Genomic DNA, 24,987 nt, shown 5'->3' with positions numbered 1-24,987 from the left:
AGTGGGGCGGGGTGTTGAGGCGAGAGCGGCGCGCGCGGCGAGGGCGGCGGTACGACGCAGCCCGGAGAGGAGCTGCTCCCGGGGGGGGGAGCTCAGGCGATGCAGCAGAACGTGGAGGGCGCGCTCGGCTGGAGGTCGCCGACGGGCTCGCCGCCGTGCGGAGCGCACGCGCCCGGCTCGACGGCGGCGATCACGGCCGACTTGCTGCCCAGGCTCACGCCGGGAGGCGTCACGACGCAGAACGGGACGCTCGAGCTGACGAGGCTCGACGCGAGCAGGTCCGTGCAGGCGGCGTCGCGGTACACGGAGGCCATGAGGGTGCACGAGGCGCCGGTCGGATCGCCGCAGCCGCAGGGGGTACAGTCGCGGCCGTCGATCACGTCCTTGAAGAAGCGGTGCCTGACCGCGTACCCCTCCGGACAGGCGGCGTCGTCCCCCTCGTGGAAGACGCAGGTCAGAAAGCCCGAGGGCGCCGCCGGCGCGCACGTCGTCGCGTCGCCGCACTCGGAGTACGCCCCGGCGAGGCACGCCCTGGCCCGCGTCGCCCACAGATCGAGCCTGGGCACGGGCGGCGGGACGTCGAGGCGCGGCGTGCATGCGCCGGCCGTGACCAAGGGGGCGGCGATCGTGAGCGACTGCACGCAGGGCTCGCCGTCGCAGAGCTGATCGGCGGGGATAGGGTTCGCCGCGGTGCAGGCGCCGTCCCAGCCGCCGGGCGCGGCGAAGGAGGTCGCCACGGTGCCGGGCGCGTCGCCGGGGCACGAGGCGGATGAGGTTGCGGCCCAGTCGGTGGGGAGGGTGCAGGAGGCTTCGGGCGGATCGCACGCGCAGGTCGCGCACTCCAGGAGCGGCTGCCGGAGATCGGCGAAGCCCTCGTAGCCGAGCGTCGGCGCGTCGGCGGGACAGTCGGGAACCGCCCTGGGTGGGCCGAACCAGAGCAGCGCCGGGCCGAACCAGCCGAGCGGGGCGGGCGGGGCGCACTGGCCGGAGCAGAGCGAGCTGTGCGCGTCGCCGCCGGCGCCGGTGTCGCCGCCGGCGCCGGTGTCACCGCCGGCGCCGCCATCACCGCCGTCATCGCCGGTTCCGGCGTCGGGCAACTCGCAATACCCCAGCTTGGCCTCTTCAGGCTGACACGGGCCCGTGATGATGATGGGATCTACTTCGCAGCCAGCGATGAGCAGCAATCCCGGAAGGACGAAGCGTGACGTGCGCATGTCCGAGACCTTACTCAGACGCGAGTCCCCGGCACAAGAAGGATGATTGACGAACATTCTCATGGGCACCATTCCCGTCATCGAGAAAATTTTCTCATTTTCTCAGCGCTGCTGAGCTTCGTTGCGTTGCGTGCCGGTTCGCTCTCACAGGTTCGCCTGGAGACCGACTCCGAGTGCCACGGCGAAAGCAGGAGCGCCCCAGACGGGTCGCTCGCGTGCAGGAACGCCTGAGTGGCGGAGGATTGGGGCGCCGATCACGGGGTGAACGACCTCGGCGTGTGCCCGCACGGATAGATTCTCCGAAACAGGCCACTCGATGCCCGCCCGTACGCCTGTACCAACGCGGGGGTTCAGCCGCGGTGCCGCGTCGTACGGAGCGCTGGGTGCCGCGCGGAGCACGCCGATCTCTGCGAGACCGCACGCAAACAGGGCGCGGCGGTTCAGGCAGAGGACGACATCCGTCGTGACGATGGACACCGACACGGCCACGGCGTCGACCCTCCCCGACAGCGCGGAGAGCCCGCGGACCTCCAGCGCCGCGGACCACGCCGGCCAGCGTCCCCCGACGGACAGCGCCGGCCCCACGGCAACGCCGGGCGTCAGCCCGAAGCCCGTCACCGCGTCGAGGCCGGCCACCCAGCGGAAGCGCTCCGCCGGAGCTGGCGGCACGCTGCTCGCGGACGGCGCGGGCGTGGACGGCGTCTTGTCGGGGAGCGGCGTCTTGCCGGGGAGCGACGCCGGTGCCGGAGCATGGCCGGGCTGCGGCGGGCAGGGGCGGTCCGGCGAGCAGGGTTTCTCGGGCCGCATTGTCTGCTGGGCGGGCTCCTGCGGTGCGGGCGGTGCGCCCGGCACAGCAGAGAGCTCGGGCGGTGCGGTCGGTGCGCCCGGCGCAGCAGAGAGCTCGTCGTCGTCGAGCAGCACGGCGATGGACACGGCCATGGCGGTGACGAGCACCTTGCAGTCCTTGCCGGCGCTGAACCCGTCGGCCCAGAGTCCGCGGCCGTCGCGATCGAGGAGGAACAGCGCGGCGGTGAGCTCGCCGTGCCGGCGCTGGATGGACGCGGTCATCGTGAGCGGCGCCTCTGCGTCGTAGGGATCGACCCCGTCCATCTTCCGGATCGTCTGTGCGCGCAGGAACTGCTCATCGGGACAATCCTCGATGCCTGGCCCTCGGATGAACTCGAGCCGCACGCGGGTCGGCGTGGCACGCGGCTCGGCCTGGACCGGAGCGATCCCGAGAGCCGAGATCGCGGCGGCGGTCATCGCCGCGAGCCCTCCGCGCCCGGCCCGCGTCGTGATCGCGCTCTCGCCGTGCGATGTCCGGCGCGCGCGCCTCGTTCGCGCCATCACGGGAGCTCCTGCTGCGTGGCCGCGCTGCCGGCCGGCGCGGACCGCCTCGCGTCCACCTTCGATCGCAGCCGTTCGCGCAGCAGCTTCAGCCGGCCCTGCGGGAACCGTCGCTCGTGGGCGGCGATGCGATCCATCGCGGTTGCCCGGTCGCCTTGCAGCAGCGCCTGCCTGGCCGCGTCGAGCAGGCGCAGCTCCTCGGCGAGCGGATCCTGCTCCTCGTCGGAGCGAGCCTGCTGCATCGGCGCGGCGGGCTTACGCTGGCCGGAGCCCTTCGCCGGCGCGGGTGAGGGTGTGAGCGTTCGGGAGGCTGGCGCTTCCTTCGGGGCGGAGGCTGGCGTTTCCTTCGGGGAGATAGCGATCTCCCTGGTAGCGATAGAGATCGCCTCGCGTCGCGGCGTTCCGGAGTGCGGAGCCTCGCCGGGATCGGTGGCCGGCTGTGCATTCGTGTGGACGGCGCGCGCAAGGAGGATCTGTGTCGCTACCGGAGCCAGGTGGTCCGCCCAGGGGACCGGCGCTTTAGCGAGCGCCGCGGCCATGGCGGCGCCGCCGATGCCTGCCGTTCCCCACTCCAGCGCCGGGCGGAGGAACCGGGCGAGGGGGCGGGCGAGGCGCGCCAGGCGGGCGAGGCGCGCGGATCGAGCGGGATCCCCGGACGGATCGGCGAGGTCGTGTCGTCCGAGGTCGCTTTGCGGGCTGGCAAGGGTCGCGGGCGGGTTCGTGTCGGCGATGGCCGAGGCGCCGGAGTGGGCGGGGTGCGACGCGACGGAGGCGCTCGAGGAGGCGGAGGTGAGGGAGAAGAGCGGGAGCATGAACAGGCCGGACCGGAGCGTCTGCTGCTCCTCGGGTCGCAGGCGCTTCACGGCGGCGCGGTAGTCCTCGCGCGCGAGGCGCAGCCGGCTCGCGGCGGTGTTCTCGTTGAGCTCGAGGGCGCGCGCGATCTCGTGCATCGGGATCTCGTACGCGTCGGCCAGGAGGAGGACGGCGCGCCGTTCGGGCGCGATCTTCGCCAGCAGGCAGGTCGCGAGCGCGCCCCGCTCTTTCCGGGCGATGTGCTGCTCGCTGCTCGGCGCGACGCCGGCGGTCTCGAAGCACGCCGCGTCCACGAGGCCCACGGGCACTTCGCGCCGCCGGTAAGCGCGCTCCAGGTGGTGCCCGACCTGGCGCCAGGCGATCCCGAAGAGCCAGGCGGCCTCGGCGCGCCAGCGCGGGCCAAGGCCGTGCGGGAGCGATGGCTCGGAGGGCGTACCGGGCGCCGGCGGAGGGGGCGAGGCGGGGTCGTACCGTGGGAGGCTTGTGTAGGCGCCGAGCAGGACCTCCTGGGAGAGGTCGTCGATGTCGTCCTCGGCGACCCCGAGGTACCGGAGCATCCCCGGGAGGACGTGAACGGCGGTCGCGTGCATGGACGTCCAGGTGCTGTGCTGGACGAGGTCGGGGGGCGGACGCGGGGGAAGAGGAAGAGGGCTCATGTTTAGAATTGCGGACCAGCCCCCGGGCTCGTCACGGAATCGGCATGAGCGGGTGCCGAGGGGGGCGGGCGCGGCGCCGATCGGTCGGGGCGGGACGCTGCGCTTGCGCTTCCACGGCTTGAGCAGCAGCGCGCGCAGCGGTCCGCCCCTCCCTCATCGCGCGCTCCGTGCGCTCAGGGAGGGGTGCGTTTGTCTGGTACCTGCGGCCAGGGTGCGAGGTCCGGAGCAGAGAGAGCGTGCACGACCTGCGTCAGGACATCAGACCGAGTAAGAAGAGGGCGTCGGCCCAGAGCGGCCAGAGCGTGCGGTATGGGTGGGTCGCCAGCACCACGCCGCCGCTCGGGAGCCGCCGGACGCGGAAAGTGGCGTGGTCTTCGAGGAAGCGGACGTGCCCGCGCGTCGTGAGGTTCACCTGCCAGGCAGGCGGGCCCCCGCCCGGGCCTGTAATCTGGCTGGTAAGCTCCATGATCTCCTTCGCGCGCGGTTCGGCGGCACACCACGCATCGTCGGGCACCGCAGACGCTTCAAGGGCCTCGATCAGCGTTGCCCGCGGTGTTGCGAGCGCCTTGAGAAGCGTCTCGCGGGAGATCGAGCGATAAAGCTCGCTGCTGCCTTTCATAGCGACGCGGGCGCCGTGCGGCGCGGCGTCGACGCGCGCGTGGAGCGCCTCCAGCGACATGCCCGCGATGCGCGATACACTGTCCTTGTCGTGGAGGTGTACCCACGATAGGGCGAGGTCGCGCGCGAGCTCCGCGGCGTTCGCGTTGTAGGTCGCGCACATCTGGATCGGGGCGATCCAGTCCCAAGCGTTCGTGCAGGCACCCGTCGGAATGCGCCCGCTCGCGTCCGGCGCGCACAGACGGAGCAGCAGGTCCTCGAGGTCGTCCTGAACCGCGAGCCAGGCGACGGCGGCCTCAGCCTCGATAGAGCGCGGACCACTGCCCAGGGCGAGGTCGAGCTGGCTCGGGAGAAACTCCGCCTTGTCGCACGGGTGCAAGTCGAGGGGGCCGCAGGGAGCGCGACGTTCGCTTTCTTCGGGGTAGCATGCGATACTGAAACATATGACGCGCTCGGAGGCGCTTGGCATCACACCGGACAGTATGTGAGCGCCCTTCCATCCTCCGAAGTGAGCGCGGACCATCGCGAATGCCTCGTCCATGGAGGATGTCTCGCACTCTATGCTGGTGCTCATGCTCACGCTCATGAGATCCCCTGGGATGACCAGCGCAGACAGCGCCGCCGCGAGCGCATCGATTCGCTCCGGCTCGTCACACCAGGCGAAGAAACAAGGTCCTGATTCGCTCATAGCCGGATCACCATGATGAAGTTGTCGAAGTCTTTCAGGGTCACAGTCTTGCCCTCGTCCGTATCAAACAGGTAGCCGTCCTTGACGATGAACTTTTTCGGCTTGAGCTCCGCCCCCTGCTCCATGATGAGCTCGAACCGCTGCACGTCTCCGGCGCGCCCTTTCTTCTTCGCTGCCGCCATCCCATTCGAGAGCTGCTTGCGCACCTCGAAGACATCGATCGTTCCGCCCTTCGCCTCGCTCAGGATGAGCTTGTGCCCGCTGGACACCGACACGAAGTCGGGAGCCATCGCCTCGTAGGTACGGGGGCGCGACTCCTTCGGAATGCCGAGCACCCAGCGCACACCGTCGTCGCCGACCCCGAGGATCGACCTGCCGTCGTCCACCAGGAACTTGGCCGCCTTTTTCTCGAAGATGTTCACCGGCTTCGTCGTGACCGGGCGCTCCCGCAGCTCGCACACGCAGCACCGCTGCTGGCACGCGGCGAGCGTGCGCCGGCGGAGGTAGGCCTGGTGGGGCCCTGAGGAACAGCACGATGTCGATCACGCGCGCGTGTCGGCGCAGGTCGAGGCGAGGCGTCCGGCGCCGCCGGGCGAGCTCGAGGAGAGCATCTCACAGGCGCGATCCGGCTGACGTGCCCCGGGCAGCGGGAGGTCACATCACCATACCGCTCGGGGCGCGCGCGTCGCGCCGCTGCTCTCTGCTGACAGCACCATGATGTCTGATAGATTGCGCCCGTGATCAGCGACTCCATCGAGCTCCACGCAGGGCCGTTCACACCTTCGGACCTGCGCGTCGTCTCCTTCCGCGGGCGTGAGGCGCTCTCCGAGCTGTTCTCGTTCCAGCTCGTCGTGCGAGCCACCCCCGAGCTCGAGGGCCGCGACGCCGAGCTGCTCGGCCGCCTCGCCGCCTTCGTCCTGCGCGATGGGCGCGGGGCCGAACGCCGCATCGAAGCGCTCGTCGACCAGGTGCGCGCGGATGCCGCGTTCATCGCGCGGACCGGCCCGACCTGGCACCTGCGCCTCGTTCCCCCGCTCGCGCTGCTCCGGCGCCGGACCACGAGCCGCATCTTCCAGGACGAGACCGTGCCGCAGATCCTCCAGCACGTCCTCGCCGCGGCCTCCATCCCGGTCGAGCTCCGCCTCTCGCGGACATATGCGGTCCGCAGCTACTGTGTGCAATACCGCGAGAGCGATCTCGCGTTCGTGCGGCGGCTCGCTGCCGAGGAGGGGATCGCGTTCTGCTTCGCCGACGCACCGCCAGGCACCGCGGGGCCCCGCGCCCCCGTGATCTTCCTCGACGACCCTGCGCACTACCCCGCAGCGTTCGGCGTCGAGTCCGTCGCCCTCATCCTGCGTCCCGAGGAGGGCCTCACGCCGACAGGGCGCGAGATCATCTCCTTCGGTCTGCAGCGATCCATCAAGCCAAGCTCGGTACACCTCAGGGACTATGACTTCCGCCGGCCAAACCTGGTCCTGAGCGAGCGGGTCGTGCCCAAGGCGAGCGGGGCGCCGCCGCTGGAGGTGTACCAGCACCACGCCGACTACGACACGCCGGACGTCACACCCGATCGCGCGCGGGTGTTCCTGGAGCAGGCCCAGCGCCGAGCGGAGGTGGGCAGCGGCGAGAGCTGGGTACGCGAGCTCGCGCCGGGGCGTCGCTTCGAGCTCAGCGCCGAGGCCTCCCCCGGGATCGAGGGAGCCTACGCCGTGACCCGCGTCGTCCACGAGGGCCATACCCCCGAGCTGTCCGGGCGACCCGCGGAGCGCACCTACCGCAACCGATTCGAGTGCATCCCCGCGACGGCGCTGCTCCGGCCGCGTGCGCCAACACGCAAGCCGAGGCAGGTCCTCGAGACGGCGGTGGTCACGGGGCCGGCCGGGCACGAGGTTCACACCGACGAGCACGCGCGCGTGAAGGTGCAGTTCCACTGGGACCTCGAGGGGCGGCGTGACGAGAAGAGCTCGGCCTGGCTGCGTGTCGCGCAGAGCTGGGCGGGAGCGTCGTTCGGCTCGCAGTTCGTCCCGCGCGTGGGCATGGAGGTGCTGGTCGGCTTCCTCGGCGGGGACACCGACTGCCCGGTGGTGCTCGGGTGCCTGTACAACGCCACCCATCCACCGCCCTTCCAGCTCCCTGCCGAGAAGCTCAGGAGCGGCTTCCGAAGCCAGAGCTCACCGGCTGCCGCCGGCTCCAACGAGCTCAGCTTCGATGACACCGCGGGCGACGAGCAGATCTACGTGCATGCGCAGCGCGACCTCGACGAGCGGATCGAGCGGCGCCGAACGACGTTTATCGGCGAGGACGAAGAATCCGACGTGCGCGGCGACCAGCACAATCACGTCGCTGGTGAGCGGCGCGAGCGTATCGGAGGAAACCGGCGGGGCAGCGTCGGCGGCGATCACGAGGAACGGGTTCAAGGCCACCAGACCGTGCGCGTGGACCGCGACCAGACGAACGAGATCGGAGGGAGTCGGCGGCTCGTCGTGGGCGGCGTATCCAAGGAGGTTTTCATGGACGACGCGGTCACGCTCTGCCAGGACACCTACACGCTCCACGTGGAGCGCCAGGCGGCGGTGACCGTCGGCTCTCGCGGTGATTCGTCCCGGAGCGACTTCTACGTGTTCGGCGATCACACGACCGGAGCCGCGGGCAGCCTCGTACTCACGGCGAGCCGCTCGCTCACGCTACAATGTGGCGACAGCATCATCGCCCTCACGCCCGAGGGCGTGAAGATCGGCGGCAACGTGCTCGCGATGGCCGGAGCGAACGGGGCGAGCATCAAGGGCAAGGGCCCTGCCCTCGATCTGGGCGAGGAGGCCGAGCTCGTCGCCAAGAAGATCCGGATCTTCTCCCCGAACGCCTCGCTGGATCTGGACGATGATGCGCACCTGCGCGGCAAGCTGGTCAAGCTCAACTGCGACTCGGCCGACCTGCTCTCCGGCGATGAGAACGAGGAGCCGCCGAGGACCCGGCCGCTGCGGCTCAAGCTGTCGGACGTCGCGATGGCGCCCTACGCGGAAAAGCACTATCGCCTCACGGTCGACGGTCACGTTCACGAGGGAACCACGGGCCCGGACGGTGAGCTCGAGATCGAGGTACCGGAAGCCGCAAAAAGCGCGGTGCTCGTTGTCTGGATCGAGAGTTACCCGGAGGGGCCACGCCAGCAGTGGACCCTCAGCCTGCGCGAGAGCGCGCCGGCGGACTCGGTGCCCGGCGCAGCGCTCCGGCTGCGCAACCTCGGCTACTACGAGGGATCCTCGAGATCACCCAGACGCAGGACGCCGCCGATCTGGAACTTACCCACCCCAAGGGCGGGCCGACCACCAAGCGAACCGTTCGGCTCTACTGGTTCCGATTTCTTGGCGTCGGTTTCCTTTCTGGCAATGTGATGGGTGTCAATCGGGAGCTCCTCAAGAAGCTCCTGCGCGCGCAGGAGGATCTCTATCGACAGTACCGCGAAGCGATGGGCGCTCCGGTCGACGACGCCGATGATCAGAAGAAATTCAAGGAATGGTGCGCGGCGAAGGAGCATGTCGGAGGTCAGGGGAAGCGCGGCGGGGGAAACCACCGCGATGGGAGCGCGATCGACATCGAGTACACGGCCTCACCATGGGTGCCGATCTACGGCGGCAATGGTTCAACCGGCGAGATTCACAACAACAGGAACGTCGAGTGGAGCAGGGTCGACGTGTGGGAGCCCTGTTTGGAGGTATATCAGCGGGCCACGCTCTTCTGCTTCGGCCACAGCATCCAGCCGCGCAAGTCGAGCGACGCATCACGCTCCTACGATACCTTCAAGAAGGTCCATGATGGGCTGGTAGGTTACCTCGCCTACCGTTATCCGAGCGGCGCACAGGGGGACCTGACCGAGGCATCCCTGAGCGAGTTCGTCAACCGCGTCAAAACTGAGAAGGACACAACGCTCAGCGGTTGCAAGATCTCACTCCGAGATGGGAGCGGAAAGCTCGCTGAACGGAGCCCATACGACGAGCAAGGGGGCCTCGATGAGCGGCTCCTGGGCGAGGCGTACGCCCAGATCGAGGCCGATCGCAAAGTGATGCGGTACGGCATGGTGAAGAACGCCTTGAAGATCAACGCCGACCGAATCGATGAGAGCGCGACAAATTTCCGAGAGCCCTGTCGAGGGTTTCTGATGCTCAAGAAGGAAGTCGTGCTGGCGCTGATCAAGGTGGGCCTGCGCTGGGGAGGACAAGATTTTGGCGACATGATGCACTTCGACATGGGATTCGAGGTGCTCAACGAGTTCTACGATATCGCCGTCGCACACAAGGCATCGCAGTCCTTGAATATGTTGGGGACGAAGGACGATGTCGGCCTCCAAAAGCTGAGGGATGCGGCTGCGGCAGTCAAGAGTGCAGCAGAGACGGCGGGGCCAGCGGCCAGCCAGGCAAGCCTCGCCGGCAACACGGCGAAGGAGGACGCATGCCGTGCGGCGGTACGCTCGGCGGACGCAGCGCTCAGCAAGGTTGTCGCTGCCGGTGATGCCGTGAAGAGAGCAGCTTCCAGCGAGAAGACGCCAGAAGACAAGAGGCAAAAGGCCCTGGATGCTGCAGATGCGGCGCTGGCGGCAGCCAAGCAAGCCGAAGCCGAGGCACAACAGGCGGCCGCGATGTAGGTCGACGCCGTGTCCCAGCCGTTCCGATGGGGTATCATGAGGCGCGAGATGAGTCGTCTTGTTCTCCTGGGTCTGTTTGTTGCGGTCGGTGTGACCTCCTCTGCCTGCCGGCCAACGGCGCGACAAGCCCAGCCCGAAGCCGGCGTCGCGCACGCCGCTCCTCGTCCGTCCGCAGCGTCGAGGGAGCAGGTCGGTCTATGTCCACCGATTCAACGCGCCCGGGTGGTCACGTTCAATGAAGAACAACGCACCCATGACAAGCGCTGGCTCTTACCCGAGAGGGTGGAGGATCAGCCCAGAGAGCCGGTGCAGGAGGACTCCGAGGTACCGCTCGACGAAGCCAGCGCCCGGGCACGAGGTGCCACGTCAAGCGACGAGCCGGTGTGGATACTGGGCGACGGGGTTCCGCCGTGCCGGATGACGCCGGGGCAGTATCTGCTCCAGCGCGAAAGCTGGGGATCCCAGATCGAGAGGGTCGTGCGGGTGCTCGAGGGGGTGTGCCCTGAGCAGGGTCGGACGACGCGGTCGGTCGCGTTTCAGCAGATCGAATCGCCGGACCGGTGCCTCTTGCACAGGAAAGAGACATTGACCCAACGTGCTCCACACGAAGGTCTCATTCCCAAGAAGCGTTGCGAGGAGCCGGAGTGCCGCTACATGGAGGCGGTGGGCGGCGGTGAACTACCCGGTGGTGGCGGAAGCGCGGTGCTCGAAGTTACAGCCACCTGGCTCTACCCTACGGAAGAGCATGAATGTTCCTGGGCGCATGACGACTTCTACGGCATCTTCGTCCAGGCGAGAAAGGACCTACCGTTTACCAAGATCCCCAACGTAGACGGCCTTTTCGGTGTCCTGGTCGATGGTCGAGGGCTCCGTGCCGTGATCGGTGACGCGCTATGGATCATGACTTTCGTGCCTATTGCTCCGTCTGGGCAGCCGGAGAAGCCGCTCAGCGTGACGGCCCATGTGGCCCATCATGATGAGAAGACCTGGAACTCGCTCGCGCCCTACTGCGGGCCGTGAGCCGGTGGTTGCTGCGAGAGAAGGAGAAGCGAGCATGCCAGCGCATGGGCCGAAGGCGGGCAAGCCCGCGGCAAAGCGAGGGGACAAAGTCGTCGGCATCGACACGCACGTGGTGATGATCCCCTCGCCGGGCGGGCCGGTGCCCACGCCGACGCCGATGCCGTTCAGCGGAACGTTGAGCGACGATCTGAGCCGGGATGTGCTGATCGAAGGCAATCCGGCCGCGATCCAGGGCAGCACCGCGGCGAATGCGCCCGCGCATGTACCTCCAGCGGGCACGTTCCAGCGGCCGCCGTCGAATCAGGCTCGGGTCCAGGCGGGCAGCAACACGGTGCTCATCAACAACAAGCCGGCCGCGCACCTCGGGGATCCGGCGATGACCTGCAACGACCCGGCCGACGCGCCGAACGGGAGCGTGATCGCCTCCGGAACCGTGCTGGTCGGCGACTAGGGGTCCGGGGGATGGCGGCAGCCACGAAGCCCGCAGCAGGGGCGCAGGAAGCGAGCGCAGGGATATCGCTGGCGCAGTACGCGGCCGTCAGGGCGGCGGTGGCGGAGGGGTTCCCGCTCGCGGACGTGCTCGCAGTCGAGGGGCTGACGCCGCGTACGTTCGCGCGGGCCGATCTTGCGTGGAAGCAGCGGCTGGCCGCCGAGCCGGAGCTGCTCGCGGCGTACGAGCAGGAGCTGGCACAGGCGGAGGACTGGCTGGATCGACAGGTCGAGCCGCTCGCGGAGGACGCAGCCGCTTGGGCGAGCTTCCTTGCTGTCTTCGCGGCGCACCCGGCCCCGTTCGATCTGCTGCAGGAGAAGGACCTGGGCATGAACGACGTCGCGCGACTCCGCCGCCGATGGGTGCGGCGCGTTGACGAGGACGCGAAGGTCGGCGAACTCCTCAAGGATCTGCACGCGAGACCGGGGGAGCTGGGATCGCTCCGGGTCGGCCCCCGGGTGCTGCAGCCGTCGAGGGTGGCCGAGGCGCGGGGCTCGGGGAAGGCGCCCGCAGAAGAGCATGCTGCAGCGGTGCCGCTGGGCGAGCCCGGGTTGGGCCTGGCCGAGTACGCTGCGCTCTGCGCGGAGCTCGACGCGCTGCCGGAGCAACGCGAACGGGTGCTGCGGCGCCACGACCTGGCCGATGAGGAGATGCGGGCCGCGCTGGATCGGCGCTGGCAGGCGGCGCTCGAGCGTGATGCGGCGCTGGCGAAGGACTTCGAGCGGCTCCAGGCGCATCACGCGCGTCGGCTGGAGATGCTCCTCGCCCGAGCGCGGGAGGTTGACGGTGCCGAGCGCTCGCCAGCATCTGTCGCCGCCCCGTCCGCGCCTGCCGCCCTGTCTTCCGGGGCGATCGCCGGCCCCAGGGCCTCGATCGTGAGCCCGGCGGCCCTGCAGGGCACGGGGCCCCTGCTGGATGTCCCCCGAGGCGCAGTGGTCCCCTTCGTGCCCATGCACGCCGAGCTCGCGACCGTGACAGCCGAGCCGAAGCCTCCTCGCGCTGCGGAGTCGCTCACCGGCACCGCCCCCTTGCCCGACATTCCGCGAGGGCCGGAGCTGCCGTTCCCTCGATCCAGTGCGGCGAAGGTGGTGAAGCGCCCGCCTCCTGCGATCGCGGACACCGCGCCGCTCTCGGACATTCCCCGTGGCCCCGCTCTCCCGTTCACGGCCGGAGCATCGGGGACTCCCGTGCCGTCCACACCGACAGCCCGGCCGCAGCAGCCGCGAGCCCCCCGGGAGGTCGCAGAGACGTCACCGTTGCAGACTCCCCCTCGCGGCCCGGTGATCCCCTTCGAGGCAACGGACCCCGCGAGGCGTGCCGAAGCTCTGGCAGCGTCGACGCCCGCTCCTCAGGCGGCAGCAGACCTCCGGGAGACGTCGCTGCACCTCGCGATCCCCCGTGAGCTGCTGACGCAAACTGCGTCCTCGCCGGCTTCTGTGACCGGAGCAGCCTCCCAGACATTCAAGGCATCGCCGCCTTCCACGCCGTTGAGCACGGCCGGCGACGCAAGTACAGCGCCCCTCCACGAGGCGCCGGACATGATCCTTCCGCTCACCCAGTATGCCGCGCTCTGCGCGGAGCTGGCCCTGTCCCCCGCCACGGCCGAGGAGATCTTCCGGCGCTACGGCCTGGGTTCCGGCGAGATGCGATCGGCGGTCGATGCGGCCTGGAAGGAGCGGCTCCGCGGGGACCCGGCGGAGTACTCGAGGTGGCAGGACATCTACCAGCACTACTACGCCCACTTCGCCAGGCGAGGTACACCCCCGCGGTGAACCCTCTCGATTTGCGATACCCGATCGCCGGGATGGATGTTCACCCAGACGTCGTCCGCGGACCTTGGTGCCCCGCATGCGGCATGGAACGAGGTGCGCGCCCCCGGGCGAGCTCAGCAGACCGTGCCGCGAACGTCTGGACACTTTGCCCAGAAGTTCGAGAGGGACGCTGAACCGTCGGACGCCCCCTCGACGATCTGCACCGCCTCGATGCCGGCCGGCTCGAGGTGGCGGATGCCCCCAAAGCACCTCCGCCACCTGGCGCCCAGCTCCTTCGCGAGGGCCACGGTCCAGACATCCGCCGCGGTGGTGGCGGGCACCGTGGTACATCCGAGCACGTGCCGACGCTCATCCTCTCCCGCCGCTACAGCCCTGACTCGAACGCGCTATTCGCCGCGGCGCTCGCCGCCGGCTGGGACGTCGAGCGCCTCCAGTCGTTCCGCTGCCCCGAGGGCCTCGCGGCGCGCGACCCGGTGTTCTACGGCGAGACGATCCTCGCCGACGCGATCCAGGACGATCTCGGGATCGCGCTGCTCGAACCGACCGCCGACTGGCTGCCGCGCCTGCCGCAGCGCCATCGCCTTCGCGACGTGCGGCTTACCACGCTCGAGGATGTCCTGGCCCTCCGCGATCGCGCGTTCATCAAGCCGACCGACGAGAAGATCTTCCCCGCACGCGTGTATGCGGACGGCGCTGCGGTGGACCCGGACCCACGGCTACCGCCGGATCTGCCTGTTCTCGTCAGCGAGCCGGTGGTGTTCGAGGTGGAGCTCCGATTCTTCGTGGTGGAGCGCGAGGTGGCGGCGCTCTCGCCCTATATCCGAGGCGGGGAGATCGCGCGCAGCGCGGCGGGCGACTGGGAAGCGGATCGAGCGGAGGTCGAGGCAGCATCCGCGTCGATCCACGCGCTGCTCGCCGACGCCGACGTGGAGCTACCGCCCGCGGTGGTCGTGGACATCGGACGAATGGCGGGGCGAGGTTGGGGCGTCGTCGAGGCAAATCCCGCGTGGGCCTCGGGGCTCTGCGGGTGCGACCCGGCGAGCGTGCTACGCGTTCTGCAACGGGCAGCCGTGCCACGGGGCATGGTGTCGGAGGCAGACCAGCGCTGGGTGCGGCGCGTCGGATGAGGGCTCGGGCTCGTCCCGGCGGAGAGATACAACACCGAGGCGATGGCGGTTGCGCAACTGCTCGAGCTTGTCGAGTCGAGGCCCCTGGTCGCCCAGGGCCCCTCTCACGGAACCGGACTTGTGGGCCTCACATCCGGCTCTTCGGGACGCCGGCGTTCGAGGTCGCCCTCGTCGTCCGGCGCCGGTGTTTCCACCCGCAGCTATCCCAGCGGCAGCGCAAGCTGCGCCGGGGCGATGATGGCTCGGCCTTGCTGTTCCCTCCACTTGGCCGCCAGAGAAACGAGCCCACGCTCGGCGAAGTACGCGTTACGCAGTCCCCGACCCACGGGCGAGCTGTGGCTGAGCGCCCACCAGGAGCGATGCCCCTCGTAGACCTTCCACACCGTCTTGGCTTGGGCTTCACGCCGAGCCGGATGAGCCGGTGTGCGATCGTGCGCTTGCGCTTCCACTGCTTGAGCAGCAGCGCGCGCAGGCGCCGCCGGATGGGCGCGTCCCGGATGGGCGCGTCGAGGTTCGATAGCATCCGCGCCGCGGCCTCGGTGCAGATCCAGAAGAAGCCGATCCAGCCGAGCAGGTACGCGTTGAGCTGGAGGATGCAGTCGCGGAGCGACCTTCCCCAGTTGCGCGGCACCAGCTCGCGGACCTTTTCGTCGACGCGGGTCTTGGACCGCTTCGACAGCCCCACCTCGACGCTCCCATCCTCCGGCTCGCGCCGCAGGTTGAAGCCGACGACGTGTCGCTCCTCCGGTCGCGCGACCGCGCTCTTGGCTGCGCGGACCGAGATCGACCCTCCACTCGTGACCCTCCTCCAGATGCCGCACGGCGTCCGCGATCGCCGTGTGACAGCTCCTTCCCGGCCGGAAGCCATGGCTGCTTTTGTGAAACGTCGGCTCGTAATGCGGGCTGAGCACCAGGTGCACCGCCTGCTGTACGATCCGATCGACCACCTTCGGAATGCCAAGACCCCGCTGGCCGCCTCCTGCCTTCGGGATCCACACCCGGCGGATCAGGCCGGGACGATAGCTCCCATCCAGCAGCTCGCGTCGCAGCACCGGCAGCACGCTGCCGAGGTGCGCGCGCACCTCGTCCACGCTCTGCCGATCCGGTCCAGGGGCGCCGTCGTTCTGCGGCACCTTCTCGAACGCACGCATCAGGTTGTCCTCGGACGCCACCTCCTCCATCGTCATCGCCGGCAGGGCCATTCCCTTCGTGTTCCGAGCCTTCGGCACCGCGCGTGGCGCAGGCACGGGCCGGCCCGTGTCCACCCCGCCGTCGGACCCTTGCGGGTTGTCGGCTGTTGCTCGGAACAGTTCGAGCTGTCCTGCCTGTTCGCTGGCCGTGGTCGCCTTCCCTCCCCGCGTCGCCGCGGTTGGGACCGCCTTTCGGCGGCCTTCCGGTAGTACGCGACCCTCCGACTCCTCCCGTCCCTTCACCACTTTGTCCTTTCGTTCTCCGTGGTTACCGCTCGCGGTCGCCCGCGGCGGAAGCCGGGAGGTCTCCCCGGGTAAGAGCGCGAAACTTCGTGCCGAGCCCGTCGCCTATACGCACGCCGCCCGACGGACATTTGGGCTTCGCCGCCGTTGGCCGGCTCACCCCGCGGTACGTGCGCCTCGTCAGCGCTTCGCTTTTCGCTCGGTTCGGCACTGCACCTTAGACTTCCACCAGACGACCCCTCGCGGGCTCGCCCTTGTCGCTTCGGTGTTGGGTTCCTTTCCGCCTGGGTCCCAAGAGGACTTTCACCTCCAGTTCCGCGCCCATGCCGGGCGCACCAATGGGGCCGCCGCCTTTCGGCGGCGGAGAGGCTCGAGGCGATCGCCACGCGGAGCGCCAGCGGGTGCTTCAATGGGGCCGCCGCCTTTCAGCGGCGGAGAGCTCGGCTGGGCAAATTCGGCAACTATCGGGTAACTTGCTTCAATGGGGCCGCCGCCTTTCAGCGGCGGAGAGAGCTACTCGACCGTCCGGCTGCGCATCGAGGCGTAGCTTCAATGGGGCCGCCGCCTTTCAGCGGCGGAGAGATCGAGCCGGTCATCGTTCCGGAGATTCCGCTGGACTGGCTTCAATGGGGCCGCCACCTTTCAGCGGCGGAGAGTGCACAAGCGGCCGCGCCTCCGGACGCACAGCTACCTGCTTCAATGGGGCCGCCGCCTTTCAGCGGCGGAGAGGCGAGCGCGACGAGCTCGACGCGGCCATGGGCATCCGGCTTCAATGGGGCCGCCGCCTTTCAGCGGCGGAGAGATCGTGGGCAAGTGCCGCTATCTTGTTACAAGACTTTTCAGCTTCAACCTGGATTTCGCGCGTGCTGAGCCATTCAGAAATAATGGCAAACTGATGGCGCAAAGCGGAACGCCTTGAAGACAAGGCTCGGCGTGCGCAGCCGTTGCGTTTGCTATGACCCAAGGCAAGCGCACGCCGAGCACCTCGAAGGTGCGACGGCGCATCCGCCGAAGCAAGCCCAAACCGATCCCGCCGCGACGCACTCGCGTCCGCCGTCCCGACCCGCGCGCGGTGCACATCCGCGCGACGGAGACGACCCTCACGGCGGTGGCTGGGCTGGTCGGCTTCGGTGTTTTCCTCCGTGAGCTCGATGTCGACGCCGAGCTCCGGCGCACGTTCGGTCGACTCAAGCCCGACAGCCGGGTGCTCTATCCCATGGCCGCCCAGATGCGGCTGCTCATCGACGCCGCCGTGGCCGGGGAAGCGCGGGTGTTCGGCCTGGAGGCCCTGGCGAACGACCCGCTCTTCGCGCATCTGGCCGGTGGCGTCGTGCCCAGCATCGACACGGTCTATCGTGACCTTTGCCGCTTCGACGAGCAGGCGCTCGCCGCGCTCGATACGATGCTCTCCGAGCACGGGCTCGCTCCGCTCGCCCAAGCGCCGCCCGAGATCGTCCATCTGGACGTGGACACCACCGTCGAGCCGCTGTTCGGCTCGCAGGAAGGAGCCCGACCGGGCCCCAATCCTCGCTACCACGGCCGGCCCAGCCATCACCCGCTGCTCGTCCGCGTCGCCGAAACCAACACCGTCATCGGCGCCCTTCTCCGGCCGGGAGACACGAGCTTCGGCAACGACGACGTGCCCTACGTCGAACGTTGCCTCGATCGCGTCCGCGCGGCCGCCCCCGAGGCCGCCGTGTACGTGCGCATCGACGCCGCCGGCGACTGCACCCAGCTGCTCCGGGCCATCGCCGACAAGGCGGCCTTCTTCCTGACCAAGCCCAGGCTGACGCGCGATCTCGCGGGTGCGATCTCGCTGGTTACGCGCTGGAAGACCGTGGACTGGGACGCCGACGGTCGGCCTCGCCGCCAGGTCGCGGAGGTCCCGTTTCGACGCCGCGAATGGGGCAATCTCGAGGCTCGCGTCATCGCCGTCCGGACGCTCGACCGGACGTATGCCAGGCACATCTATCTCTGGGACGATCTCGACTACACCGTGCAGGTCTACCTCACCAACGAGATGGCCGAAGCGCCGGAGGACGTCGCCGCCCGCTACGACCCTCGGGCTGGCATCGAGGTGCTGATCCGCGACCTCAAGCACGGTTGGGGCTGTGGTCAGGTCCCGAGCCATACCTTCGCGGCGAACCACGCGATGCTCCTGCTGAAGCTCCTCGCCCATAACCTGATGCGCCGTTACGTGCTCCGGCGCTTCCCCGAGCTCTCGCGCTGGACCGTGCCCTGGCTTCGCCGGGAGCTCATCCTCGTTCCCGGGCGCCTGCTACGAGGCCCAGGACGTGAACGCATCCTCCGCGTGCCGGAGATGTCGTTGCTCGGACGCTGGCTCAACTGATCAGCAGACCAGCATGGCGACTGTATTGGGGGAAAGGGGGAGGTGTGCCCTCGCCTCGCGACAATGCCGCAAGAACCGGCATTCTCGCGCATTCGCGGTCCGGCGCGCCGCGGAATGTCTGATCGCCCGTCCACTGCCGCTCCGACGCGCGAATGTGAAGTTCAATGGGGCCGCCGCCTTTCAGCGGCGGAGAGCGATCCGATCTTCATCAACACGGAAGGGCGCCGGATGAGCTTCAATGGGGCCGCCGCCTTTCAGCGGCGGAGAGTCGTGAAAATCTGGTCGTGCTTCGCCGCAGTCGCGGCGCTTCAATGGGGCCGCCGCCTTTCAGCGGCGGAGAGCGCGGAGCGCGCGCACGATGCGGCGATGGGGTGGGTGCTTCAATGGGGCCGCCGCCTTTCAGCGGCGGAGAGACGCACGGGACAGCCGTCGACACGCGGTGGGAGCGGCTTCAATGGGGCCGCCGCCTTTCAGCGGCGGAGAGAATAAGACGCGAAGTGTCACACATTCCGATATTGTGGCTTCAATGGGGCCGCCGCCTTTCAGCGGCGGAAAGCTTCGATAGCGGCGGCGGGCCAGACGGCGACATGTACAGGCTTCAATGGGGCCGCCGCCTTTCAGCGGCGGAGACAGCAGTGGCAGTGCATCGATTCGCTCTTTGAGAGCGGGCTTCAATGGGGCCGCCGCCTTTCAGCGGCGGAGAGTACCGCGTCACGGTCTACGGCGACACCATCCGGCCGCTTCAATGGGTCCGCCGCCTTTCAGCGGCGGAGAGCGGTCGTTGACGGCGAAGCCGTGCGCGCGGGCGTAGGTGCTTCAATGGGGCCGCCGCCTTTCAGCGGCGGAGAGACGCGGAACTCGCTGCCGGTGTTCGCCACTTCGTTGTGCTTCAATGGGGCCGCCGCCTTTCAGCGGCGGAGAGCTGCCAGGCGCACCGCGCGCTGCACGGTGGCGACGGGGCTTCAATGGGGCCGCCGCCTTTCAGCGGCGGAGAGAAGAAGTCGCTTGAGCAGAACCTCGACTGCGTGGTGCTTCAATGGGGCCGCCGCCTTTCAGCGGCGGAGAGGCACCAAACTTCCCGTTCTCGCGCCCATGCTCCGCGCTTCAATGGGGCCGCCGCCTTTCAGCGGCGGAGAGGGCATTCCGCCGAAGGTGGCCAGGGCTACCGGGCTCGCGCTTCAATGGGGCCGCCGCCTTTCAGCGGCGGAGAGTGGCTGCCAAGGACATCGCCACGCGCCTGCAACTCGCTTCAATGGGGCCGCCGCCTTTCAGCGGCGGAGAGCTGCGGTTCTGCTCGTCGATGGCCGATGAGCTGGCGCTTCAATGGGGCCGCCGCCTTTCAGCGGCGGAGAGAGCCGGTGACGAGCGGGGCGACGGTCGAACTGATGGCGGCTTCAATGGGGCCGCCGCCTTTCAGCGGCGGAGAGCATATGCTCTGCAACGCTGCACGTGCGGGCGTGCCCGCCGCTTCAATGGGGCCGCCGCCTTTCAGCGGCGGAGAGCGTGACGAGCTCGTCACCGGAGTCGAGGAGGTCACCCGGGGAGCTTCAATGGGGCCGCCGCCTTTCAGCGGCGGAGAGTAGGGGTCGGCGTCGGGTACGGCAGCAGCTTTATCGTGCTTCAATGGGGCCGCCGCCTTTCAGCGGCGGAGAGCTGCACGCGTGCGGGCGGATGGGGCGTGGAGGAACATGCTTCAATGGGGCCGCCGCCTTTCAGCGGCGGAGAGACACGCTCATCATCCTCGAGGGCGACCAGGGCCTCGGGCTTCAATGGGGCCGCCGCCTTTCAGCGGCGGAGAGGGCGCATCCTCCGGGGTGCGGACGCGGTGGTCCAGACCATGCTTCAATGGGGCCGCCGCCTTTCAGCGGCGGAGAGGGCGAGAGGCGGACAGCGGGGCTTTCTGTTCTAAGGCTTCAATGGGGCCGCCGCCTTTCAGCGGCGGAGAGGATGACCGAGGCCGAATTCAACCAGCTGATCGACGCCACGCTTCAATGGGGCCGCCGCCTTTCAGCGGCGGAGAGAGGCCTAGGCCGTCCTTTGGACGCAATAAGCACGGTAAGGCTTCAATGGGGCCGCCGCCTTTCAGCGGCGGAGAGCTTGATGCGCTCTGCCTCTTCGGGATGATAGAAACCGCTTCAATGGGGCCGCCGCCTTTCAGCGGCGGAGAGCTTATCCCTGTCGACAATAGTGTGTCTCCAGCCGCAGGCTTCAATGGGGCCGCCGCCTTTCAGCGGCGGAGAGAGGGTCGGCGGGGCCGATCTTTTCGGGTGCCACCGTCGCGCTTCAATGGGGCCGCCGCCTTTCAGCGGCGGAGAGCGGTAAGCGGCGTCGACACGCCCGCCGCGGTAAGCTCGCTTCAATGGGGCCGCCGCCTTTCAGCGGCGGAGAGCGCCTGGATCGGCTTGACCCGCGGCGAGCGAACCGCGCTGCTTCAATGGGGCCGCCGCCTTTCAGCGGCGGAGAGGGTCAACGACAGGCGGGGCACTCGCATGCTCCGCCGGCAGCTTCAATGGGGCCGCTGCCTTTCAGCGGCGGAGAGACGGACAGGAGCACCGTATCTACCGCGACACTGAGGCTTCAATGGGGCCGCCGCCTTTCAGCGGCGGAGAGGCGGCGCGGGAGCTCCGGGCGATGTCGGTCGCCTCCGGGCTTCAATGGGGCCGCCGCCTTTCAGCGGCGGAGAGGGGCCTCCCAGGCCTACCTAACATTTCGCGCACTTGCAACCCGGTTTGCGAGAGGTCCCCGTTCCACCCCCCGCTCCGGCCACCCGGGGCCGCCCCGAGCGCCCCCGGCCATTTCGAAATCCATCGTCTTTTCAAATACCTGCCGGCCTTGCGAGCGCCCCCCGGGGTTTTCGCGTCACTCCACCGCTCGCAGCCGGTGCTCCCGCCCTCTTCTACCACATCCCCTCCTCCACTCGCCCAGCCATTCCGTTCTCCCCGGCCGCCTTGCCGCTCCCTGCCCCACCTCGCCCGACTCATCCCCCACCTCGCCCGGCTCATCCCCCTCGAAGCGCTCACCTCCCGAGCCGGGGACGACCCCCGGCCGCCCCGACGCCCCCGCCCGCCGACCCCCGCGACCCACGGCCCGCGCCGGGCTTCGTCCCCTTGACCGCCGGCGCCCTTGTACTCCAGCCGCAGGTCGCGAGATCTCGGCGGATTTCGATGAACGGGCGGACGATCGGGACGCTTGCCTCGTTCGCACACGGGTGGAGCCCAGCTCGTTCGGTGCTCACCGATGTGCGGCTGGAGTACGAGCGTGCGGACAGCGGTCGCCATGGGAGTCGTCGCTGCGCTCGCCGTCCTCGTCCCGGCGTTCGTCCTCGTTGCCGGCCGCGGGGCCTGCGGAGGGCGTTCTCAATGGCTTTTCTATAGCCACCGGAACCACCCCAGGTGTCTCTATCACCCGCAGTGGGTCTGCATGGACTGTCCGCCTCCCCGGCTCCAAGCATGTTGGGTCGAGAGCTTAACCTCACACAGGGGGCTTCGGACATCCTGGATGGATAGCTTAACTTTACGCAGGAGGCTTCGAACATCCGGGATGGAGAAATTAATTTTACGCAAATGGCTTCGAACATCCGTTATGTAGAATTTAACTTCACGATCGTGACAATTTTCCTCGATCCACGTGAAAATTATCGCATATATAGGTCCAGTTCCCGGCAAACCCCGGCCTCAATCCTGTCAAAATTCATGGCGGCTTGCCGCTTTCCCAGGCTAGGCTCTGTCCGAGGAGGCGGCCCATGCCGAGGAACGACGGGTACACCATCGGGGAGATCGCCGAGGAAGCCGGAGTGAGCGAACGCACCATTCGCTACTGGTACAAGCGGAACCTCTTCGTGCCGCCGCCGTTCGCCGGACCGGGGACGCGGTACTTGCGCGAGCATCGGCTCCAGATCCTGTCGATCCAGAAGCTCCGCGAGCAGGGGCTCAAGCTGCCCGAGATCAAGCGGAAGCTCGTGACGATGTCCCCCGCCGACATGGAAGCGCTGCTCGTGCCGCCGCCCCCGGCGGTCCGGCCGCCGCCGCCCGAGCCGACCTACGCGGCGGAACGCTGGGAGCGTGTCGTGCTGGTGCCCGGCCTGGAGCTCCTCGTGAGCAGCGCGGGCGGGCCGGTCCTGCGGCAGATCGCGCAGCAGATCGTGAATCACTTCGGCGGCGCGGCCCCCGGACCGCACCCGCTCCAGGACTCCAGCCGCACGTCGCGGGATCTCCGCAAATTTCGATGAGCAGGCGGACGATCGTGACGCTCGGCTCGTCCGCACCCTGACGGAGCCCAGCTCGTTCGGTGCTCACCGACGTGCGGCTGGAGTACTTGCCCCGCACCCCGGCGCGTTCCTCACCGGCGCTCCTGTCCGCGCCCCGCGCCCCGGCCGCCGGGCGCAACGGGCGCTGAGCCGCGCGGGCGCGTCGCATTCACTCCTCTCCCCTGTCCCCTGCCTCATATCCGCTCCTACCCACCTCGGATGGCGGCGCCCCGCCGCGCGCCCGAGCTCGGCCGGTAGCCTCAAGGGAACCACGCGGCCACCCGCTGAACCTCGCGTGCGGCCTCCATCAGGCCCTGATCCCCCGCCAGGCTCGCGAGGAGCGGAACGAGCTTCTCGAGGCTCACGCCGTCGCCCGCGAGCGCGGCCGAGCGCAGGTCGGACGCCGCGTCGTCGAGCAGGCGGGCCAGCGCCTGGGCGGCTCCGGCGCGCGGGAGATGCGGCGCGAGCGGGACGAGGTGGAGCAGGCGGGGCGCGTCCTCGGACGGGAGCGCAAGTCCCAGGGAGAGCGCATGCCGGGCGAGCTCCGGCGCGCGGACAGCGTCGTGCCGCGCGAGCAAGAGGAGCGCGACGAACCGGGCGCGCTGGTCGAACGTCTCGGCAACGGCGACGAGCTCGCCCGTGGCGCCGGCGGCTGCGAGCGGCGGGGCCACCTGGAAGAACAGGCCGAAGCGACCTCCAGGCGTGCGCGGCGCGCTCGTGGAGGCGCCGAGCGCATCGAGGAGCTCGGCGCGGAGGCGCCCCGGATCGGGCGTGGAAGGAAAGGCCAGGGTGCGGGCAAGGACGCCGAGGTGCTCCTCCTCGTCGCGCTCGTCGCGCAACGCCGGGAGCAGAGCGCGGGCCGGCTCGCCAAGCTCGATGAGCCGCAACACCAGCGCCCGGAGCGCGTCCCGCCCGAGATCGCCGAACGCAGCCGCGAGGCGCAGCGCGCGGCGGGCTTGATCCAGAGCGAGTCGCGGGGCGAGCCCCAGGAGGTGGTGCGGCTTGCCGCCGAAGGCGTCGTCGCCGCCGCTCTCCAGATACGCCGACACGACGTCGAATGCGGCGCGCACCCGGTCAGGATCACCGATGCGCGCGGGCGAGGGCGGCGAGCGCCTCGCGAGCGAGCGAATTGCCCTCTTCGGGCGGGAGGAGCGGTGTCGCGGCTAGCAGGTTCCATGCGGCCTAGGGCACACCCCGGTAGACGTCCACCACCTCGCGGGCGAGCGCGCGCCGCTCCGCGCTGTCGTCCTCCCACGCCGAGGCGAGCGCGTGGATCGCGCAGGCCCGCTCCTCCGCCACAGGAATGCGCCTGGCCGCGTCCAGGGCCGCCTGGAGCACCTCGGTCTCGGCGCACGAAGCCCAGGGTGAAGAGTTCGACGAGGAGGTCGAGGACGACGGCGACGCCGCCGCAGCGCAGCGCAGCGCGACACGACGCCGGCGCTAGCGGCGGCAGCCAGCGCTGGAGACACGATTCCGGCACCATATCGACGCGATCCTCGTAATACCGATACCGCTGCTCCCATTCCCGCTCCGGCTCCTCCGCATACGTACACACGCACTTCTTCATTTCGCAAAAACAGCGCGCAAAGCACCGAAATTGCCTTGCTGAAGCGCTCGCGAGATCCCATGCTCGCCCCCGGATCGATGCGCAGCAGATTCGACGCCTTCGGCAAGAACGTCCTGCGCGACACCCTCGCGCGCGCCGGCGCCGCCGACACCGCGGTCGAGGTCATCGCAGCTTCCCAGATCATCGACGTCTGGTTCGTGCCCGATCCCGACCGCGCCTCCGTGCGCGCCGAGCTCGGCCTCCTCGGCGAGCTCGCGGCGGAGCCCTGCCAGTTCGAGCCCTTCCACGACACCCCCGGCCCGGCCGAGCTGCGCGGCTGCGTCCGCAAGCAGCTCCACTGGCACCACGAGCTCGAGCGCCGCGCCGGCGCCGAGGTGCCCTTCCCGCGGCTGTGCCTCCTCAGCAGCGGCCGGCCCGCGACCGTGCTCGACGCGTTCCGCTTCGAGCCGGAGCCCGGCCGTCCCGGCCTCTACCGCGCCGCGCCGGGGTGGCAGGTCGACCTCGTGGTCATCTCCGAGCTCCCGCGCACCCGCGACACGCTGCTCCTGCGCCTGCTCGGCGCCCGCGCCGTGCTCCGCGACGCTATCCGCGAGCTCACCGCCCTGCCTGACGACGCCTGGGAGAGGAGCATCGCCCTGCCCTGGCTGGTACGCTTGCGCTTCGAGACCCACGCCGAGCCCTTGGCGCGCACGGAGCAAGACGCGGAAGAGGAGGAGATCGTGACGGAAGTTCAGCAGTGGTTCGAGCAGCTCAAGCAGTCGATCCGCGACGAGGCGCGGAGCGAGGCCCTGCAGGAGGGGCTCAAGGAAGGGCAGATCCAGACGCTGGCGACGCAGTTCGAGAAGAAGCTCGGCCGACCGCTCGCCGAGGAGGAGCGCTCCGTGCTGGCCGAACGGTTCGACCGCCTCGGCCTCTCTCGCCTCGACGATGTCCGGCTGGAGCTGTCCGCAGACGCCCTCGCCGCGTGGCTCGCGGATCCGGTGGCGCGCTGAAGGCGCAGCTCGCCACCG

The 24,987-nt window shown here is 69.3% G+C and carries 18 protein-coding genes, 1 pseudogene and 2 CRISPR repeat arrays; of the genes and pseudogenes, 9 read left to right on the top strand and 10 right to left on the bottom strand.

What is annotated here, in order from left to right:
• Positions 1 to 92: 92 nt before the first annotated feature.
• The 5 genes from WME75_RS01950 to WME75_RS01930 form a co-directional block, all read right to left on the bottom strand.
• The gene (locus WME75_RS01950) at positions 93 to 1,214 is read right to left on the bottom strand and encodes a hypothetical protein (protein WP_437485824.1); all 1,122 of its coding nucleotides are present in this window, start codon (positions 1,212 to 1,214) and stop codon (positions 93 to 95) included.
• 144 nt (positions 1,215 to 1,358) lie between these two features.
• Positions 1,359 to 2,561, bottom strand: coding sequence for a hypothetical protein (locus tag WME75_RS01945; RefSeq protein WP_437485822.1), 1,203 nt, complete (start codon positions 2,559 to 2,561; stop codon positions 1,359 to 1,361).
• Positions 2,561 to 4,030: a sigma factor-like helix-turn-helix DNA-binding protein gene (locus WME75_RS01940; RefSeq protein WP_437485821.1), complete on the bottom strand. Its 1,470-nt coding sequence runs from the start codon at positions 4,028 to 4,030 to the stop codon at positions 2,561 to 2,563. The genes WME75_RS01945 and WME75_RS01940 overlap by 1 nt, the downstream gene beginning before the upstream one ends.
• Before the next feature lie 250 nt (positions 4,031 to 4,280).
• Positions 4,281 to 5,336 (bottom strand): hypothetical protein, encoded by a 1,056-nt coding sequence (locus WME75_RS01935; protein ID WP_437485819.1) that lies wholly within the window; start codon positions 5,334 to 5,336, stop codon positions 4,281 to 4,283.
• A complete protein-coding gene (locus WME75_RS01930; RefSeq protein WP_437485818.1) occupies positions 5,333 to 5,797 on the bottom strand; it encodes a hypothetical protein in 465 nt (154 codons plus the stop codon). The genes WME75_RS01935 and WME75_RS01930 overlap by 4 nt, the downstream gene beginning before the upstream one ends.
• A gap of 276 nt (positions 5,798 to 6,073) precedes the next feature.
• On the opposite strand from WME75_RS01930, the gene WME75_RS01925 reads away from it, so the two are divergent.
• The 5 genes from WME75_RS01925 to WME75_RS01905 all read left to right on the top strand — a co-directional run bounded on the left by WME75_RS01925 (position 6,074) and on the right by WME75_RS01905 (position 13,254).
• Positions 6,074 to 8,725: a type VI secretion system Vgr family protein gene (locus tag WME75_RS01925; protein WP_437485816.1), complete on the top strand. Its 2,652-nt coding sequence runs from the start codon at positions 6,074 to 6,076 to the stop codon at positions 8,723 to 8,725.
• Entirely contained in the window at positions 8,725 to 9,972 is a 1,248-nt protein-coding gene (locus WME75_RS01920; RefSeq protein WP_437485814.1) for a hypothetical protein, read from the top strand. The genes WME75_RS01925 and WME75_RS01920 overlap by 1 nt, the downstream gene beginning before the upstream one ends.
• Before the next feature lie 222 nt (positions 9,973 to 10,194).
• On the top strand, positions 10,195 to 10,992 hold the full coding sequence (locus WME75_RS01915) for a hypothetical protein (RefSeq protein ID WP_437485812.1): 798 nt from the start codon (positions 10,195 to 10,197) through the stop codon (positions 10,990 to 10,992).
• Between the two features lie 34 nt (positions 10,993 to 11,026).
• Complete coding sequence (locus WME75_RS01910; RefSeq protein WP_437485809.1) at positions 11,027 to 11,443, top strand: PAAR domain-containing protein; 417 nt, start codon at positions 11,027 to 11,029, stop codon at positions 11,441 to 11,443.
• An 11-nt stretch (positions 11,444 to 11,454) separates the two neighbouring features.
• On the top strand, positions 11,455 to 13,254 hold the full coding sequence (locus WME75_RS01905; protein ID WP_437485808.1) for a hypothetical protein: 1,800 nt from the start codon (positions 11,455 to 11,457) through the stop codon (positions 13,252 to 13,254).
• A gap of 113 nt (positions 13,255 to 13,367) precedes the next feature.
• On the opposite strand, the gene WME75_RS01900 is transcribed toward WME75_RS01905, so the two are convergent.
• Positions 13,368 to 13,592 (bottom strand): hypothetical protein, encoded by a 225-nt coding sequence (locus tag WME75_RS01900; protein WP_437485806.1) that lies wholly within the window; start codon positions 13,590 to 13,592, stop codon positions 13,368 to 13,370.
• Between WME75_RS01900 and WME75_RS01895 the strand changes: the two genes are divergently transcribed.
• Positions 13,593 to 14,381 carry an ATP-grasp domain-containing protein gene (locus WME75_RS01895; RefSeq protein ID WP_437485804.1) on the top strand — a complete coding sequence of 263 codons (789 nt, stop codon included), beginning with the start codon at positions 13,593 to 13,595 and terminating at the stop codon, positions 14,379 to 14,381.
• Positions 14,382 to 14,508: 127 nt separating this feature from the next.
• On the opposite strand, the gene WME75_RS01890 is transcribed toward WME75_RS01895, so the two are convergent.
• Together WME75_RS01890 and WME75_RS01885 are read right to left on the bottom strand one after the other, a co-directional pair.
• Complete coding sequence (locus tag WME75_RS01890; protein WP_437494728.1) at positions 14,509 to 15,249, bottom strand: group II intron maturase-specific domain-containing protein; 741 nt, start codon at positions 15,247 to 15,249, stop codon at positions 14,509 to 14,511.
• Positions 15,200 to 15,532: pseudogene (locus tag WME75_RS01885) on the bottom strand (reverse transcriptase domain-containing protein); the annotation flags it as partial. The gene WME75_RS01890 and the pseudogene WME75_RS01885, both read right to left, overlap by 50 nt.
• Positions 15,533 to 16,146: 614 nt before the next feature.
• Positions 16,147 to 16,616: direct repeats of the CRISPR family, unit length 36 nt; unit sequence GCTTCAATGGGGCCGCCGCCTTTCAGCGGCGGAGAG.
• A gap of 153 nt (positions 16,617 to 16,769) precedes the next feature.
• Between WME75_RS01885 and WME75_RS01880 the strand changes: the two are divergent.
• Both WME75_RS01880 and WME75_RS01875 read left to right on the top strand, forming a co-directional pair.
• Positions 16,770 to 18,164 carry an IS1380 family transposase gene (locus WME75_RS01880; protein WP_437485802.1) on the top strand — a complete coding sequence of 465 codons (1,395 nt, stop codon included), beginning with the start codon at positions 16,770 to 16,772 and terminating at the stop codon, positions 18,162 to 18,164.
• A 158-nt stretch (positions 18,165 to 18,322) separates the two neighbouring features.
• A CRISPR array of direct repeats spans positions 18,323 to 20,848; the repeat unit is 36 nt; unit sequence GCTTCAATGGGGCCGCCGCCTTTCAGCGGCGGAGAG.
• A 1,058-nt stretch (positions 20,849 to 21,906) separates the two neighbouring features.
• Positions 21,907 to 22,392, top strand: coding sequence for a helix-turn-helix domain-containing protein (locus tag WME75_RS01875; protein ID WP_437485800.1), 486 nt, complete (start codon positions 21,907 to 21,909; stop codon positions 22,390 to 22,392).
• Between the two features lie 278 nt (positions 22,393 to 22,670).
• Here the strand turns inward: WME75_RS01875 and WME75_RS01870 are convergent, their stop codons facing one another.
• A complete protein-coding gene (locus tag WME75_RS01870; protein ID WP_437485798.1) occupies positions 22,671 to 23,480 on the bottom strand; it encodes a hypothetical protein in 810 nt (269 codons plus the stop codon).
• Between the two features lie 112 nt (positions 23,481 to 23,592).
• Positions 23,593 to 23,748, bottom strand: a complete 156-nt coding sequence (locus WME75_RS01865) for a hypothetical protein (protein WP_437485796.1) — start codon at positions 23,746 to 23,748, stop codon at positions 23,593 to 23,595.
• A gap of 306 nt (positions 23,749 to 24,054) precedes the next feature.
• Here WME75_RS01865 and WME75_RS01860 point away from each other — a divergent pair, with 306 nt between their 5' ends.
• A complete protein-coding gene (locus tag WME75_RS01860) occupies positions 24,055 to 24,969 on the top strand; it encodes a hypothetical protein (RefSeq protein ID WP_437485794.1) in 915 nt (304 codons plus the stop codon).
• Positions 24,970 to 24,987 lie beyond the last annotated feature (18 nt).

The sequence above is a fragment of the Sorangium sp. So ce1014 genome (assembly GCF_051521505.1).
Taxonomy (GTDB): Bacteria; Myxococcota_A; Polyangia; order Polyangiales; family Polyangiaceae; genus Sorangium.
The sequence above is the reverse complement of the archived record's forward strand: the minus strand, read 5'-3'. Positions and strand labels throughout refer to the sequence as shown.